Source organism: Paenibacillus sp. 2TAB23 (genome assembly GCF_052115165.1).
GTDB lineage: Bacteria > Bacillota > Bacilli > Paenibacillales > Paenibacillaceae > Pristimantibacillus.
Window position 1 is genome coordinate 61,174 of record NZ_JBFRGD010000008.1, and the last position, 14,735, is coordinate 75,908.

The following is a 14,735-nucleotide window of genomic DNA, read 5'->3' on the forward strand; positions in this document are numbered from 1 at the left end:
ATACTCCTTCTCATTCTATTGAAATTGCAACAGATTACGCCCTTCGTCCGTCATATCGAACAGGTGAAACTTATGCGGCCTGATGCCGACCGAGAGCGTCTCGCGCTCCTTCAGCTGCTTCTCATTATCCGTCAGAAGACGAATCATCATGTCGGATTGCCCAGCGGGATCCGTCAGCTTAATTAATTGCCCATTGCCTAGATGCTCGATAAGATCGATTTGCAGCTTAATCGCAGCTTCAGTTGGCTGCTCCGCAATGAACAAATCATGCGGACGTACGCCAAGCTTAACCTCTTTCCCCATATGCTGCTCCTCCAGCCTGCGCGACTGAGGTATTTCCAGCTCGAATAGCTTCGTCTTTACCCATTGTTGTTCGCCTCTCATTTCAACCACTCCGTCAATCAGGTTCATAGGCGGATTGCCTAGAAAGCTGCCGACAAACAAATTGGAGGGATGATTGAACAGCTCACTTGGAGGCGCATATTGCTGAATTTTCCCGCCGTTCAGAATCGCTACGCGATCAGAGATCGCTAGCGCCTCCTCCTGGTCATGCGTAACAATAATCGTCGTGACTCCTAATTTACGTTGGATTTTGCGGATTTCATCCCTTACATCGAGCTTTAATCGTGAGTCCAGATTGGACATCGGCTCATCCAGCAGCAGAATTTCCGGGTCCTTGGACAACGCGCGCGCCATAGCGACACGCTGCTGCTGACCGCCTGACAGCTGTGATGGCTTGCGATCAAGCAGATGATCGATTTGCAATATTTTACTCGTGTGCAAAGCGCGCTCGTATGCGTCCTTTTTTGCCATTTTTCTCTCGCGAAGCGGGAAAGCAATGTTGTCTCGAACCGTCAAATGGGGATAAAGTGCATAGGATTGGAACACCATCCCGATATTGCGGTCCTTTGGCTCCACATGATTCACAAGCTTATCTTTAAAGTAAATTTCACCAGAAGTTGGCTTCAGCAGCCCCGCCAGCATCATTAGCGTTGTCGTTTTTCCGCAGCCAGAAGGGCCAAGCAGCGCAACAAATTCACCCTTGGCAATTTCGAGATTCAAACCATCAACCGCCCGGCTCCCCATTTGCTTCCCATCATAGTCTTTTACGATATTCACAAGAGAAATCATACCTGCTTTGCCCCTCCCATATTGATCTTCAGAAATATTTTTTGGGTAAAAATATAGAAAACGACTAGCGGAATCGTATAAAACAAACCAATCGCCGTTAGCAATCCGTAGTTCAAAATGACATTTTCCTTCGTCACTAGACGAGACAGATAACCCGCCAGCGTCAGCATATTGTCATCGAATATAAACAGCTTGAACAGAAACCATTCACCGTAGGCGCCTAAGAAGGAGAATACGGAGATAGCGCCAATGCCGGGCAATACATACGGAACGAGGACTTTCATGAGCGCACGAAATCTCGAGCAGCCGTCTACCATAGCCGCCCATTCCAAATCCCACGGCACCTCATCGAAGAAGCCTTTCATAATGTACACTCGGCCCGGCAAGGAACCTGTTATGGCAACGAGAATAACGCCTAGATACGTATTCACAAGGTTCATTTGCACGAGGATAAAAAACGTAGCGATAATGAGCGTAATGCCTGGGAATGAGCGCATAAGGAACAAGAACTTCATGGATGCCAGCTTACCTTTGAAATCAAGCCTCGAGAATGCATATGCAGCTGGTACGGCTATGCCTATTTCAATGAACACAATAAGAACCGAATAGACTAATGTATTTAGAACTATGGGCCAAATCGCAGGCAGAACAATACCCGCATACTCGATCGGCTCTTTAACAAAATTGAAGTTCTCGAGCGTAAATTGCCCGGTCGTGCCATTGAATGTCGCTGCGATAACATACCATATAATCATGCCAATGATAGGCATCGTAAAGAGCAGCATATACGTGTGCACGAGCAGTCTTTTTGCGATACTTGTCGACATAGTTTCCTCCTAATCCTCGATCCGCGATGGCTTTATCATTTCGTTGAAATCAAACAGCCTCAGCAGCCATAATGTCAAAATAAGCGAGATCAGCACAACCAATAGAGACAGAGCAGCGCCGTATCCATAATATTTCAAATTAAAGGCTTGCTGGTACGCATATAGAGATAACGTTGTCGTATCCCGCATTGGCCCGCCATTGGTCAGAAGCAAGATGAAGAAATAGGAAGACACAAAGCCGATCAGATCCGACACCGTAATATACATTAACGGCCACTTTAATGAAGGAAGAATGATCTTGGTGATGACCGACTTCTCGCTTGCTCCATCTACTTTGGCAGCCTTATACAGATCCTCGGGTATGGAGCTGATGGCGGCCGATAAAAGAATCATTCCTCCTGAAGTGGTAGATACTATCGTTGCAATGATCACGATTGCCATCGCGATTTTCGTAAACCATGAAACGGGATCAGCTTCTGGCTGGAATAGGTGCAGAACCTTATTGATTAGCCCATCGCCCGTCGGATCGAACAAATACTTCCAGAACGTCACATATACAACAGCAGGTATAATGCTTGGAATTAACCATAGGACACGATAAATGACTGCCGTCAATTTTCCCTTTAAGAAATACTGGGTCGCGATCGATATAAATAGTCCAAAAAACAGAGAGAACACAAGCGTAACAACGGCAAACAGGACCGTGTTCCATAAAATTTGAGGCATGCTGTAATCAGAAAATATTCGCTTGAAATTATCGAAGCCGACAAAATTAATTTTCATCGACGCATTCAAATCCGTGAAGGACATGATGATGGTCGCAATCGCTGGCAGAATAAAAAAGACAAGCACGAGCAGCGCAAAGGGCATAATGAAAAAATAGGGATACATTTTTTTGGCTAAAGGCTTCTTATAAGCCTTTTTGGCTAAAGTCACTGGGATCTCCATAATGAGATCTGCACCTGCTTCCTTTAAACAAAATATACGGAAAGGTGCTCTTGCAAGCAGAGCACCTTTTCTGTATCATCGTTATTCTACAATGAGACTGTCCGCTGGTACGTTTTGTTTTACATCCTTTTCGAATAACGCAAAGGCTTCTGCCGCCGTTTGGCCTTTGGTCAGAATGGCATCAATGCCAAGCGTGAACGATTTCATGTAGACCGCATAATCCATTTGGGCTGGACGGGTTTTCGTGAAATCGATTAAATAAGCATGATCTTTGTAGAAGCTCATTTCTTGGAAGCGCGGGTCTTCCTGTGCCGCCGCCGTTACAGGAAGCTTGCCGCTTTTAAGCGTATGATTAATCTGCAGGTCAGGATCCAGCACATGCTCAATTAATTTCTGAACATATGGCATCTTCTCATTATCGACCTTAGCTCCTACGTAAACCAACGCAGGGTTGCTGTAGGATACAGGCTTGCCTCCCTGCTCAACCGACGGAACCGGAATCCAAATCGCATTTTCCTTAAACCATGCTTCATAGCCAGCCAAGTCCTCATCCATGCCAAGCTGCGTACGCATCACTTGATAGAATTCCGTACGGGCAAATTCAGCGAACAATTCGCCTTTAATGAACAGCTCGGCAGCCTTGTCCGTATCAATCTCGGCAATGCCCTCCGTAACGACGCCGCGCTGCTTCGCATCCTGCCAAAATTCATAAACCTTCTGCGTGTTTTTCGACAGCACCATCTTGTTCTCTTCCGCACTGTAATTGAAGTTGTCGAATGTATAATTCCAGCCTTCAAACCTCGTATCCTCAACGCCAAAGCCTACCTTAACTAGCTTTTTCTTTACCGACTCATCAGCCAGATCCACAAGCTCGCCGAAGGTAAAGCTGCCAGCATCCACGCGAGCCTTCAGCTCATTGATTTGTGCAGCTGTCCAGCCGAGACCTTCCAGCGCCTTGCGGCTAATAAATACGGGAGAAGCATCCATATCCTGAATAACGCCGTAGTAGTGGTCTTCGTACTTCATCATGTTGTTGTAGGATTCCGGCATGTTTTTGAACACATCTGATGTTCCAACCCAGTCCACGTCGCGGATTAACCCTGCATTCAGCTGCCACCCGATATCCACACTGGAGTTAATGAATACATCTGCTACTTTATTCGCTTGCGCCTGCAGGATCAGCTCATCATCGCCAACGCCAGGCCACCAGTCTATTTTTATCTGTACATTCTCCGACTTTAGCTCTTCGTTCGCGCGTTTTTCAGCTTCGATGAAATTTTCCTTCCGCGCTCCCCATGTGTTCTCGCGAACGGAGATCACGACCTCTTTCATTTTCTCGCCATTACCGGAAGACTCTGCGCCGCTATTTGCAGCAGCTCCAGTATTTGAGCCTGTACTGCAACCTGCTAATAATGTCATACTTGTCATTACACAAACTAATCCAAGTGCAAGCTTCTTCATTCTTGTAAACCCTCCTCGTTTTCCAGTTCTCACTGGCTTAACTAAACTATAAAGGAGAATTGTAAAAACTGTGTCAATTACACATTAATAAATTGTTTTATTATTTTTTTAATTGCAATGTTGTTGTTTTTGAATTAGCAGTTCTGTATTATTTCGTGAATACTAGTTCAAGCGCTTGATCTAAAATCGTGATGGCTTCTTCCATTTGCTGAACAGTTGTTATTAAAGGCGGAACGAGCGTAATGACATTGCCGCTTGATACCTTGAAGCTTAGTCCGCGTGACAAGCATTCATAGAGAACCTTTTCTGCGCCTGCTGCTTCCTTCTCCTTCGTCTCCCGATCCGATACGAGTTCGATTGCTGCCAGCATGCCTTTGACCCGAACATCGCCTATTACGGCATACTTACGCTGAAGCTCCCCAAGATGCTCCAGCAGCCAACTCTCCATGCTTTTCGCATGCTCAAGCAGGTTTTCCTGTTCGATGTATGCAATGGTAGCCAGCGCAGCCGCGCAGCCTACCGCGCTTTTCTCATGCGTATAATGCCCGAGGGAAATATCGCCTGCGATATCCAAATGCTCTCTGGCGATTATCCCTGCCATTGGAAAAATCCCGCCGCCAAAACCTTTGCCAATGACCACAATATCCGGCACGATTCCATAATGCTCGTGAACGAACATGGTCCCCGTACGGCCGAGCGCCGTCGGTATTTCGTCCAGGATGAGCAGCACGCCATATTCATCGCAGATTTGACGAAGCCGCTGCATATATGCAACGCTCGGAATCTGTACGTCCGTGCTCCGAATCGGTTCGAGAATGACCGCGCACACGTCCTCTTCCCTCTCCAGCATATAGGATAAGTAGTCCAGATTTTTGGCGTTGGCAGCTTCTCCTTCTCCAAAGATGGAACGATAGCTGTTATATGGCATCATATGCTCCGTCCCTGACATCAACGGCCCTATCCCGCTTCTGAATACGGACTCGCCGCCAACCGATATCGCATCCAAGCTTGCGCCATGGAAGGAATCCCAAGTCGAAATCATTTTGTGCTTGCCGGTTGCCCTGCGCGCTAGCTTCAGCGCTATTCCGATCGCACTGGTGCCGCCTGGCGCAAAGAGTACCTTGTTCAAATCTCCCGGCGCCAGATCGATTAGCTTCTGCGCCAGCTGAATCGCAACCCGGCTCGTATAGCGCCGCGGCAGAAACGGCAGCTGTTGCATCTGTTCAATGATTGCCTTCATCACATACTCATTTTTGTAGCCAACCTGATGCACGCTGTTTCCATGGAAATCGATCACTTTGCGCCCATCCTGATCCTCCAGGTAGATGCCCTCAGCATTGACGATCGCATTCAAGCATGGGGTAGACATCGACTGATGAAGAAAAAGCTTGCTGTCCTGTTCCAGTACAGCAAGCGTCTCTTCACTCAGATGCTCGTCCTGCCAAGCCTGACGAGCATCCGTTCCATTGATATCTCCTTCTATGCGGCTATTGATGCGAATTTCCATAAGGCAGCTCCTTATTCAGCAATCGTTGATTCATCTGCTCGATCATTGCAGGCAGCTGAGACAGGTCTTCAATCACGGCATGAGCTCCTGCTTCCATATACTGTTTGCTTACAGCAGCGATCATTTGACGTTCTTCCTCAGCCGAAAGCTGCTGCACCTCAGCCTCCGTAAGCCCAAGCATGGAGCTTCCTTTCACGATGCCAATCGCCCATACGCCAGCGCTATTCGCCTCTTCCATGTCTGAGGTCGTGTCTCCGACCTTAATTACTTGTGCGTGATGGCGCATGCCCAGCTGCTTCATATTCTCATAAATCATGTACGGATAAGGCCTGCCTTTGTCCATGACCTGATCGGGCGTTACCCAATGATCAGGCTCATAGCCGTATTCCTTAGCCGCGTTCGCCACGATCGAAAGCATGGTGGAGGTGTAGCCTGTAGTCGCTCCGATTTTCAACCCTTGCTGTCTCAACTGCTCCACCGTTTCTATAACATGTGGATTTGGCTTCCCGAACTGCGAGAGAATTGCGAGTAGCCTAGGCTCAAATCGGTCATGCAGCTCGTCAATGTCGGCCTCCGTATAGCTGCGTCCGAATTTCGCTTGAAAAGCAGCATCTACTCTTGGCATTTGCAGCAGCGATTGAATATGATCCCGCTTCAGCTGTCCCATAGGAGCGCGAACCTCTTCCATGCTTAATGGAATGCCTATTTCCTCAAAAATATGGATAAACACCTGTACCGGCGCAAAGCAGCCATAATCAACCGTAGTACCTGCCCAATCAAATATAATGCCTTCAATCTTCATGTTGGCTCTCTCCTACATAACGTAATATGTGCTCATTCAACCGTTCTATATCCTTGGGATACACATCACCCATATTCCCTATGCGAAATACTTCTATATCCGTTAATTTACCAGGATAAATGACGATGCCCGCCGACTTCAAAAAGGTATAAAAATGTTCAAATGTGAATGAAATGTGCGTGGGATACGAAAAGGTTGTAATCAAGGGGGACTGCAGCTCTCTCGGCAAGTAAGCCTTAAAGCCAGCTTGCGTCATCCCTTCCACGACGATTTGCTGGTTCGTGCGATATCGTTCATGACGAGCTTCTACCCCGCCCTCTTCCGCTAGTTCCTTGAGTGCTTGTTTAAAAGCATGGACAACATGGGTTGGCGAGGTGAACCGCCATTTGCCAGAATCCTGCTCCATCGTCTCCCACTGGTCGTACAAATCGAGCGATAATGAGCGCGCCACCCCTTTGCATTTCATAAGCTCATCCCTTTTGCATAGAATAAAGCTGAAGCCCGGAACGCCTTGGATGCATTTATTCGCGCTGCTGATAATAAAGTCGATCTGCAGCTCTTCTACTGCGATCGGAATTCCGCCAAAGCTGCTCATCGCATCGATGATGGCTACGCGGTGATTTCGCTTAATGACCTCCATGACAGCCTCAAGCGGATTCAGAATGCCGGTTGTCGTCTCGCAATGAACCATTGCCACATGTGTAATCGACGTATCATCAATCAGCATCTTTTCAACGGCATATGGATCAATCCGCACATTCGCTTCAAACGCCATAGATAGATATGGAATACGGAGCACCTTTGCGATTTCCTCCATACGCTTCCCGTAGGCGCCATTTATCAAAATAAGCAGCTTGCCGTCACTCGGAATGACAGATCCAAGCGTCGCTTCCACACCGAAGGTACCGCTGCCTTGCATAAATACAGTCGTATAGCGCTCCTTAGATGCGCAGCCCACCTCTAACAGCTGCTGACGAATCTGCTCGACAATGGCTTTATATTCATGATCCCACGTGCACCAATCCTTTTGCATCGCCTCTTTAACCGTTGCGGTTGTCGATAAGGGACCCGGCGTTAGCAACAAATAAGGGTTGCTCATTTTTCCTCCTTCAGCTGCAGCTCGTATTTGGGATAGATCGGATTGCTCCACGCTGCTTTGCCGGATGCGTCTACGCATTCCACCCGTACATACTGCTCATTATTTTGAATGAAATATTCCGCTTCAGTGATGAGCTCGCCGGTTGGGTCCATTTCAGCCAAGCCATTATCCGGAAACGTAATAAACCGAATGCTTCGCACAGGAGAGCACACGACCTTCAGCCTATCGTTCGCAATGCGAAGATCATACATTTTCGGACCATTGGAGCTATAATATTGGCCTGCTTTTATCGCATCAATAATCGCTTGCTGCTCTAATCGCTCGCTCTCTACGGCAATCCAGCCGCCATAAAATTCCGAAACCGCCATATCCGTTGGACCGCCATGGGCATCGTCCGCCGCGATAGCGTTAATTTGTTTGCCTCGCTTCAGCACATAATCCCAATAAGATACGCCGTAGCCTACCGCCTCTTGAATCTCGGATTGATGATTATAAATTTCAATCGCCGCATAGCCCTCAAGCTTCAACAAATCCTCTTCTCGATTTTTGGACCATTCCGGATGATTCATGATGACGAGATTTCCTTTGCTTCTCATCTCATCAATTAATTGCTGAATCGTATCCAGGCTCTCATAATCCGGCTTCGCGTGCTCCTCATCGTGCTGAAAAGGGTTGTCAGCCTGCAGTGAACGATCCAAAAGGCCATGCATATGATATTGTTGGCCCGTCGTTTCACGTTCCATCTCGCAAGCCATTTCATAGCCGTCCAGCATAATGAACGTTTCCGTGTCATATGCATCGCTATGGAAATAGATTTCATGGTCGCTTAAACACATAAAATCATAGTCCTTTGAGCGATAAGCTTCTATCATTTGCTCTACCGTATATTCGCCATCGCTGCGCACGGAGTGCGAATGGATATTGCCTTTATACTTTTGACGGCCAGCATCTAAAATAATGGCATCTCTCATTATTGCTCCTCCTCCTCTGCCAAATCAGCTACAAAGATCGGATTAGACCACGCTACTCTGCCTTTCTCATCCACGCACTCCACCCGAATATAGCTCATGCCCTTCTGGATCACCATGCTTCCCGAGGTCATTAATTCCCCCTTTTCCCGTTCTACGTGGAACGGCCCACGCAGCGGAAAGGCTTTAAACATGATGTATTGGCAAGGCGAGCACTCCACATGGACGAAGCCATTCTCTACGCGGAAATCAGTAATTTCGGGTCCGGAGCTGGAATAAAACTGACCTTTTTTTAGAGCCGCGATAATGCCTGCCTGCGTAAGCTCCTCTGCCTCGACAGAAACCCAGCCGCCTCCATATTCAGGAATCTTGCAGTTTGGATCATGGTCGTGCGAGTCATCGGCAGCGATACCGAACACGCGCTTGCCATTCTGAAGCGCATGATCCCAGTAAGCCGCCCCATAGGAAGAGCTCGCCGTCCATTCCGTTGCGTGATTATAAATTTCAATCGCAAAAAATCCGTCGTACTGAACCATATCCTCAAAGCGTGTCAAATGCCATTCGGGATGATTGAACACAACGAGATTGCCATGGGCCCTCATATTGTCTATCAGCTTCTGCGGAGATTGTTGCCCCTCCCAAGGAATCGGGACCTCGAACGATTGCAAATGCTGGAATCTTTCCTTCATAGGTTCGATCGTTGGATCGTCCAGCACCCCAAAGTGGTAGCCTGGATCTTCGTCCGGCACAAGATTCAAGCCGCCTCTCTCCATGCCCGGCAGTACAATGAATGATTCCGTATCAAATGCAGCGGTACGAGCGAATACATCATGATCCGTAATGCTGATGAAGTCGTAGCCCTTAGCCTTGAAAGCAGACACAGCATCCGCTGCCTCCTGTGTTCCGTCTGACCATGTCGTATGCATATGGAGGTTCCCTTTGTATTTCCGTTTGCTTTTATCCAAATATACGGCGTCCTTCATCGTCACCACTCCTATGTTTAGTCCTCTGTTCCAATCGGAATTCACTGCTGGAAAATGTATCAACTACTGCAAACAACATATTGCTTTTAATTGCTTTTACTTTTATTTATGTTGTTTTTTATATTCTACTGCGAAAAAATGACCAATACAATGCGATTCGAAAGATTTAACATAGCGATTACAATCTTTACACAACAACAAACAACATCAAGCGCAAACGGCTGCCGCCGTCCTCTTTGGCAAAAGCATTCGTTTCGCCGAGATAGATAAGCATATTTATATGTGAAAACATATAAATGCTTATAAATAAAAAAGCCAGCAGAGAAGACTCGCTTCTCTACTGGCTTTTCTGTTTGAGTTAAACATCGGCATTGACTATTCAGATGGCATCATCCATCTCGTATTCGCCTCTTCCAGCTGCGCTTTCCATGCTGCAGGAGGCTCTAATTCCGAAATCACGATATCCACGTTTTGGAAATCGCAGATTTTGACCATTGACCGCTTGTTCCATTTCGATGAATCCGCCAAAATAATGGACGTTTCCGATTGCTGGATCCACTTTCGAGTCAACGATGCCTTTTCGTAGTCATAGCTCGTGAATCCATGCTCAATGGATAGAGCATCTACGGTTACGAATGCTTTGTTCACAAATATATCCGACATATTCGCTTCCGCAATCGCTCCCGTTACGCGAAGATGCTTCACATTCACTTCCCCGCCAAGCATAATCATTCGGCCATCGAATTGCTCTCGTTTCTTAAGCTCAATCAAGGACATCATGGCGGATATCGAGCTCGTTAATACGGTAACCTGCTGCTTCTGAGATAGAAAGGGGATAATCTGCAGCGGTGTCGTGCCTTCATCGATAAAGATAACGTCATAATCCTCAATGAGCGTAAATGCAAGATAGCCAATTTTCTCCTTCGCCTCTTGATTGATGCAGGCTCTCTCAAACAAGGTAGGCTCGACCTCAACCTTTAGCTTAATTGCGCCGCCGTACACCTTCTTAAGCTTGTTTTCCTTCTCCAGATCATCCAGATCTCTACGAATCGTTTCGGTTGTAACCTCGAACATACGCGCTAGGTCGCTTGCAATGACCTTCCCATGCTCGTTCAGCAAGTTCATAATACTCAGCTTTCTTTCTTCGCCCGCGAGAGACATCGCAAACCCTCCTATTCTTCTACCCTACTATTCTCACGCACCCCTATCTTATAAAGATGCAGCGGGTGATGGAGAGTCAGGAACATTTCCAACCAAATTCCGCATCCATTTCTGAGAGCGATAACGTCTATATCCGATCAAACCCTTGCTTATTTCTTCACATAAAAATAGGCCGTACACCCATTCCAGCGGCAGATGGAGCACATATGCGCCAACGAATACCGCCGGCAATGCAATCGCCCATGTCGTAATTAAAATCATGTTCATCGTAAACAAATTATCTCCGCCTGCTCTAAACATACCGACAATCCACACGTTATTCAAGAAAAAAGCGGTCATCGCCAAAGCCTGCAGCAGCAGCACATGGCTTAAAGAAGCGTGAACCTCATTACTTAGATGGGGAAACATATAAGACACAAACGGTGAAAAGATAATTATGACAACACTTATGATTATACCAGCAATCACAGAAATGCGAGTAAATCTCCGAGCATAATCCAGCGCCTGCTCATGCTTGTCCTGTCCCAGCTTTTGACCGATCATGACCTTTGCAGCATAAGCAAATCCGTGGATTCCCATCATAAAATAGCCCTGAAGCGTATTCGCGAGCTGGAACGTAGTCAATGCCGCAATGCCTAGCGATCCGAAAGCTACGGCATACAGCATGTTGCCGATCGACCACATGCCTTCGTGGAACACGAGCGGCGTTATCGTTTTCACCACCTGCTTGCGCAGTTTCCGAGGGAAACTGAAAAGCTCTCGAATTCCAATATTTAAATAATACGATTTACTATAGATGAAAACAAACAAAAACAACAAGCTTATGCTTGAAGCGACTAACGTTCCCCATGCGGCTCCTGCAACGCCAAGCTTTGGCAAACCCAGCTTTCCATAAATCAGCCCATAGTCCAATACAATATTGACCGCCATCGCACATAAGCCGACATATAGCGTCATTTTAACCTTTCCTATAGATCCAAGCGCCTGAGCGTACGCATCCCTAATCGCACTAATGAGAAAAACAAAGGCCATAATCGAAACGTATTGCATACCGAGCGGCAGTAATTCATTGTCCTTAATAAATAGATATAGAATCGGCTCCTTCCAAGACCACACAGCAACAAAAGCTAGAACACTTGTACCGATTCCCGCCAGCAGCATAAAGCCGAAGGTTGCCCGCATAAGCGAATACTGCTGTTTGCCATAGTACTGGGTCATATAGGTCGTCATCCCATAGATTGCGGTAAGAATCATCGATAGAATGAAGCTTATTCTGCCCGCTGCAGCTGTTACAGCGACTGCCCCGTCCCCCAAGCTCGTCACCATTAGCATGTTTACTAATGAAAATGAGTTGCCAACAAGCATTTGCAGCACAGATGGAATGACTAATCCTTTCATCTCGCGATTAAACTCTGACTTTCTGATCGTACTCATCCCTAAGCCTATCCCTCATTCTTCTTCAAATTATACGATAAATCGCATGTTTTTCACATTGTTTCAACCACATACATAGTTGTTTTTATGTGGTTTATATTGCTTTCCTGTTGCCTAATCTATCATACAAATTGTTTTCCTATTAATCAATGCAAGATAGGGTGAGATGCGGGGGTTTACAAATACTTTAAGATTCAATGCTGATAATAACCGTAGTTAATGTAGAAAATGAAAAGACTTCTGTATAGCTCCCTACCTCTCATAGCGAGTTGGAGGAGTTAGCTACATCATTGAATGGACTAACATATAAAAAAGGCATGATCGCCTCACAAAGTGAGGGACATGCCTTTTACTTGCTTGCTTTTACTTGCTTGCTTTTACTTGCTTGCTTTTACTTGCTTGCTCTTGCTATGCTGCTTCTTCCGCTTGAAGAACGTTTCGATGGTGCTGTCATGCGCCAAAGAGAGCTTCCAAAAATGCAATGAACTTATCGAAGCCTCTTCTCTTCTACCATTCGGCCACCGAACCATCCTTGTGTCTCCATATCGGATTTCTCCATCGATGCGGGGATTCCGACGCCATTTTACGGACGTATTCCTCATTAACTGTGATGCCAAGTCCTGGGCCCTGCGGAATCTTCACATGCCCATCTTCGTAAGCGAATACGCTAGGGTCCGTTACATAATCCAAAAGATCATTTCCTTGATTATAATGAATCCCGAGGCTTTGCTCCTGAATGACTGCATTGTGAGCCGTTGCGTCAACTTGCAGACAAGCAGCAAGCGCAATAGGTCCTAAAGGACAATGAGGAGCTACTGCTACATCGTAAGCCTCCGCCATCGCGAAGATTTTCTTGCACTCTGTAATGCCGCCTGCATGCGATAAATCTGGTTGAATAATATCCACGTAACCATCTTCCAATAATGATTTGAAATCCCAGCGCGAGAACATTCTCTCACCAGTCGCAATCGGTGTGCTAGTATGATTGGCAATATCTCGGAGGGCCTCATTATTTTCTGGAAGCACAGGTTCTTCTATAAACATCAGCCTGAACGGCTCTAATGCTTTTGCAAGCACCTTCGCCATTGGTTTATGTATACGACCGTGAAAATCTACACCAATGCCAAAGTTTGGGCCGGTCGCTGTACGAATCGCTGCTATCCGTTCCACGACTTGGTCCACCTTATGATAACTATCAATATATTGCATCTCTTCCGTAGCGTTCATCTTAACCGCTGTGAAGCCTTGCTGCTGCTTCTCCAATGCTGCTAATCCAACTTCACTAGGTCGATCCCCACCGATCCAGGAATAGACACGCATCGAATCACGACATGCCCCGCCAAGGAGTTGGTAGATTGGGGCATTGAAATATTTTCCTTTAATATCCCACAATGCCTGATCAATTCCGGCGATTGCACTCATCAGTATCGATCCCCCGCGGTAGAACCCGCCACGATACATGACTTGCCAATGATCTTCGATGCGAAGCGGATCTTTCCCAATTAACAAATCCATCAGCTCATCTACAGCCGCTTGTACCGTATGAGCCTTGCCTTCGATTACAGGTTCGCCCCATCCAACGATTCCTTCATCCGTTTCAATTTTCAGGAACAACCACCGGGGTGGTACGATAAAAGTTTCAAACTTTGTAATTTTCAAATTTACCCGCTCCCTGTTCTCTAGCTTTCTTGATTTCCAGTCTGAATTTTCGAGCTAATCCTGTCAGTTCGTCATACCGATCTTCCGCAATCGCCTTCCTATCCGTTAAAGAGCTTCCTATGCCTACTGCCACAGCACCTGCACGGATAAATGAGCCTACATTGTCCAACGTAATCCCACCCGTCGGCATCATCGGAATATGTCCGAGTGGAGCCGATAATTCTTTTATGTAGGTAGCGCCAAGCGATGAGCCCGGAAAAATTTTTAGTATGTCTGCCCCATATTGATATCCTTTCACAATTTCTGTCGGCGTCATGACCCCTGGAATCGAGATCCGCCCATAACGATTGGTTAGACGGATCGTCGCTTCATCCAGAGTCGGAGAGAATATGAAATCTGCTCCGGCTTCAATCGCATCCTTCGCTGTTTTTTCATCTAATACTGTGCCTGCGCCAACTAAGGCTCTGCCTTCGTATCTCTCTTTTAATTGAGCAATCATTTCATATGCCCTATCTGTATCGACCGTAATCTCCAGCGCTCCAACGCCACCTAAAACCAGTGCATCCGTAATCTGAATGACCTTTCTATAGGCTGGCTTTCGAATGACTGCAACGATGCCGGAATCCTTTAACCCTTTTAGCTGCTCTTCTTTAGTCATGATTCTCCCACTATCCTCCTCCCCTGTCATAACGACAGACATTTCTTTAATCGATCCTATCTATACCATATATATCCAATTTAATTGCATATAGATC

General features: G+C 46.6%; 14 protein-coding genes. 1 reads left to right on the top strand and 13 read right to left on the bottom strand.

Going from position 1 to position 14,735, the window contains the following annotated elements:
• Positions 1-15 precede the first annotated feature (15 nt).
• From AB4Z29_RS13600 to AB4Z29_RS13650, 11 genes are all read right to left on the bottom strand, one after another.
• Entirely contained in the window at positions 16-1,131 is a 1,116-nt protein-coding gene (locus AB4Z29_RS13600) for an ABC transporter ATP-binding protein (protein ID WP_441943589.1), read from the bottom strand.
• The gene (locus AB4Z29_RS13605) at positions 1,128-1,958 is read right to left on the bottom strand and encodes a carbohydrate ABC transporter permease (protein ID WP_441943590.1); all 831 of its coding nucleotides are present in this window, start codon (positions 1,956-1,958) and stop codon (positions 1,128-1,130) included. The genes AB4Z29_RS13600 and AB4Z29_RS13605 overlap by 4 nt, the downstream gene beginning before the upstream one ends.
• Positions 1,959-1,967: 9 nt before the next feature.
• Positions 1,968-2,906: a carbohydrate ABC transporter permease gene (locus tag AB4Z29_RS13610; RefSeq protein ID WP_441943591.1), complete on the bottom strand. Its 939-nt coding sequence runs from the start codon at positions 2,904-2,906 to the stop codon at positions 1,968-1,970.
• Positions 2,907-2,987: 81 nt separating this feature from the next.
• Positions 2,988-4,367, bottom strand: a complete 1,380-nt coding sequence (locus AB4Z29_RS13615; protein ID WP_441943592.1) for an ABC transporter substrate-binding protein — start codon at positions 4,365-4,367, stop codon at positions 2,988-2,990.
• Between the two features lie 148 nt (positions 4,368-4,515).
• On the bottom strand, positions 4,516-5,874 hold the full coding sequence (locus AB4Z29_RS13620) for an aspartate aminotransferase family protein (protein ID WP_441943593.1): 1,359 nt from the start codon (positions 5,872-5,874) through the stop codon (positions 4,516-4,518).
• The gene (gene phnX / locus AB4Z29_RS13625; protein WP_441943594.1) at positions 5,855-6,676 is read right to left on the bottom strand and encodes a phosphonoacetaldehyde hydrolase; all 822 of its coding nucleotides are present in this window, start codon (positions 6,674-6,676) and stop codon (positions 5,855-5,857) included. Before phnX ends, AB4Z29_RS13620 begins: the two co-directional genes overlap by 20 nt.
• The gene (gene phnW / locus AB4Z29_RS13630) at positions 6,666-7,775 is read right to left on the bottom strand and encodes a 2-aminoethylphosphonate--pyruvate transaminase (protein WP_441943595.1); all 1,110 of its coding nucleotides are present in this window, start codon (positions 7,773-7,775) and stop codon (positions 6,666-6,668) included. The genes phnX and phnW overlap by 11 nt, the downstream gene beginning before the upstream one ends.
• The gene (locus AB4Z29_RS13635) at positions 7,772-8,746 is read right to left on the bottom strand and encodes a CehA/McbA family metallohydrolase (RefSeq protein ID WP_441943596.1); all 975 of its coding nucleotides are present in this window, start codon (positions 8,744-8,746) and stop codon (positions 7,772-7,774) included. Before AB4Z29_RS13635 ends, phnW begins: the two co-directional genes overlap by 4 nt.
• The gene (locus AB4Z29_RS13640) at positions 8,746-9,726 is read right to left on the bottom strand and encodes a CehA/McbA family metallohydrolase (protein WP_441943597.1); all 981 of its coding nucleotides are present in this window, start codon (positions 9,724-9,726) and stop codon (positions 8,746-8,748) included. Before AB4Z29_RS13640 ends, AB4Z29_RS13635 begins: the two co-directional genes overlap by 1 nt.
• 375 nt (positions 9,727-10,101) lie before the next feature.
• Complete coding sequence (locus AB4Z29_RS13645; RefSeq protein WP_441943598.1) at positions 10,102-10,887, bottom strand: DeoR/GlpR family DNA-binding transcription regulator; 786 nt, start codon at positions 10,885-10,887, stop codon at positions 10,102-10,104.
• Between the two features lie 48 nt (positions 10,888-10,935).
• Positions 10,936-12,321, bottom strand: coding sequence for an MATE family efflux transporter (locus AB4Z29_RS13650; RefSeq protein WP_441943599.1), 1,386 nt, complete (start codon positions 12,319-12,321; stop codon positions 10,936-10,938).
• Between the two features lie 290 nt (positions 12,322-12,611).
• On the opposite strand from AB4Z29_RS13650, the gene AB4Z29_RS13655 reads away from it, so the two are divergent.
• A complete protein-coding gene (locus AB4Z29_RS13655) occupies positions 12,612-12,806 on the top strand; it encodes a hypothetical protein (protein ID WP_441943600.1) in 195 nt (64 codons plus the stop codon).
• A 22-nt stretch (positions 12,807-12,828) separates the two neighbouring features.
• Here AB4Z29_RS13655 and dgoD read toward each other — a convergent pair whose 3' ends face one another.
• A complete protein-coding gene (gene dgoD / locus AB4Z29_RS13660) occupies positions 12,829-13,980 on the bottom strand; it encodes a galactonate dehydratase (protein WP_441943601.1) in 1,152 nt (383 codons plus the stop codon).
• Entirely contained in the window at positions 13,961-14,638 is a 678-nt protein-coding gene (locus tag AB4Z29_RS13665; protein WP_441943602.1) for a bifunctional 4-hydroxy-2-oxoglutarate aldolase/2-dehydro-3-deoxy-phosphogluconate aldolase, read from the bottom strand. The genes dgoD and AB4Z29_RS13665 overlap by 20 nt, the downstream gene beginning before the upstream one ends.
• Positions 14,639-14,735: the final 97 nt, after the last annotated feature.

Bases quoted from the DNA above. Each gene is read 5' to 3' on its own strand.
- phnW (WP_441943595.1), bottom strand. From the start codon at position 7,775: ATGAGCAACCCTTATTTGTTGCTAACGCCGGGTCCCTTATCGACAACC.
- AB4Z29_RS13600 (WP_441943589.1), bottom strand. From the start codon at position 1,131: ATGATTTCTCTTGTGAATATCGTAAAAGACTATGATGGGAAGCAAATG.
- AB4Z29_RS13650 (WP_441943599.1), bottom strand. From the start codon at position 12,321: ATGAGTACGATCAGAAAGTCAGAGTTTAATCGCGAGATGAAAGGATTA.
- AB4Z29_RS13605 (WP_441943590.1), bottom strand. From the start codon at position 1,958: ATGTCGACAAGTATCGCAAAAAGACTGCTCGTGCACACGTATATGCTG.
- AB4Z29_RS13610 (WP_441943591.1), bottom strand. From the start codon at position 2,906: ATGGAGATCCCAGTGACTTTAGCCAAAAAGGCTTATAAGAAGCCTTTA.
- AB4Z29_RS13615 (WP_441943592.1), bottom strand. From the start codon at position 4,367: ATGAAGAAGCTTGCACTTGGATTAGTTTGTGTAATGACAAGTATGACA.
- AB4Z29_RS13645 (WP_441943598.1), bottom strand. From the start codon at position 10,887: ATGTCTCTCGCGGGCGAAGAAAGAAAGCTGAGTATTATGAACTTGCTG.
- AB4Z29_RS13665 (WP_441943602.1), bottom strand. From the start codon at position 14,638: ATGACTAAAGAAGAGCAGCTAAAAGGGTTAAAGGATTCCGGCATCGTT.
- AB4Z29_RS13620 (WP_441943593.1), bottom strand. From the start codon at position 5,874: ATGGAAATTCGCATCAATAGCCGCATAGAAGGAGATATCAATGGAACG.
- AB4Z29_RS13640 (WP_441943597.1), bottom strand. From the start codon at position 9,726: ATGAAGGACGCCGTATATTTGGATAAAAGCAAACGGAAATACAAAGGG.
- phnX (WP_441943594.1), bottom strand. From the start codon at position 6,676: ATGAAGATTGAAGGCATTATATTTGATTGGGCAGGTACTACGGTTGAT.
- AB4Z29_RS13635 (WP_441943596.1), bottom strand. From the start codon at position 8,746: ATGAGAGATGCCATTATTTTAGATGCTGGCCGTCAAAAGTATAAAGGC.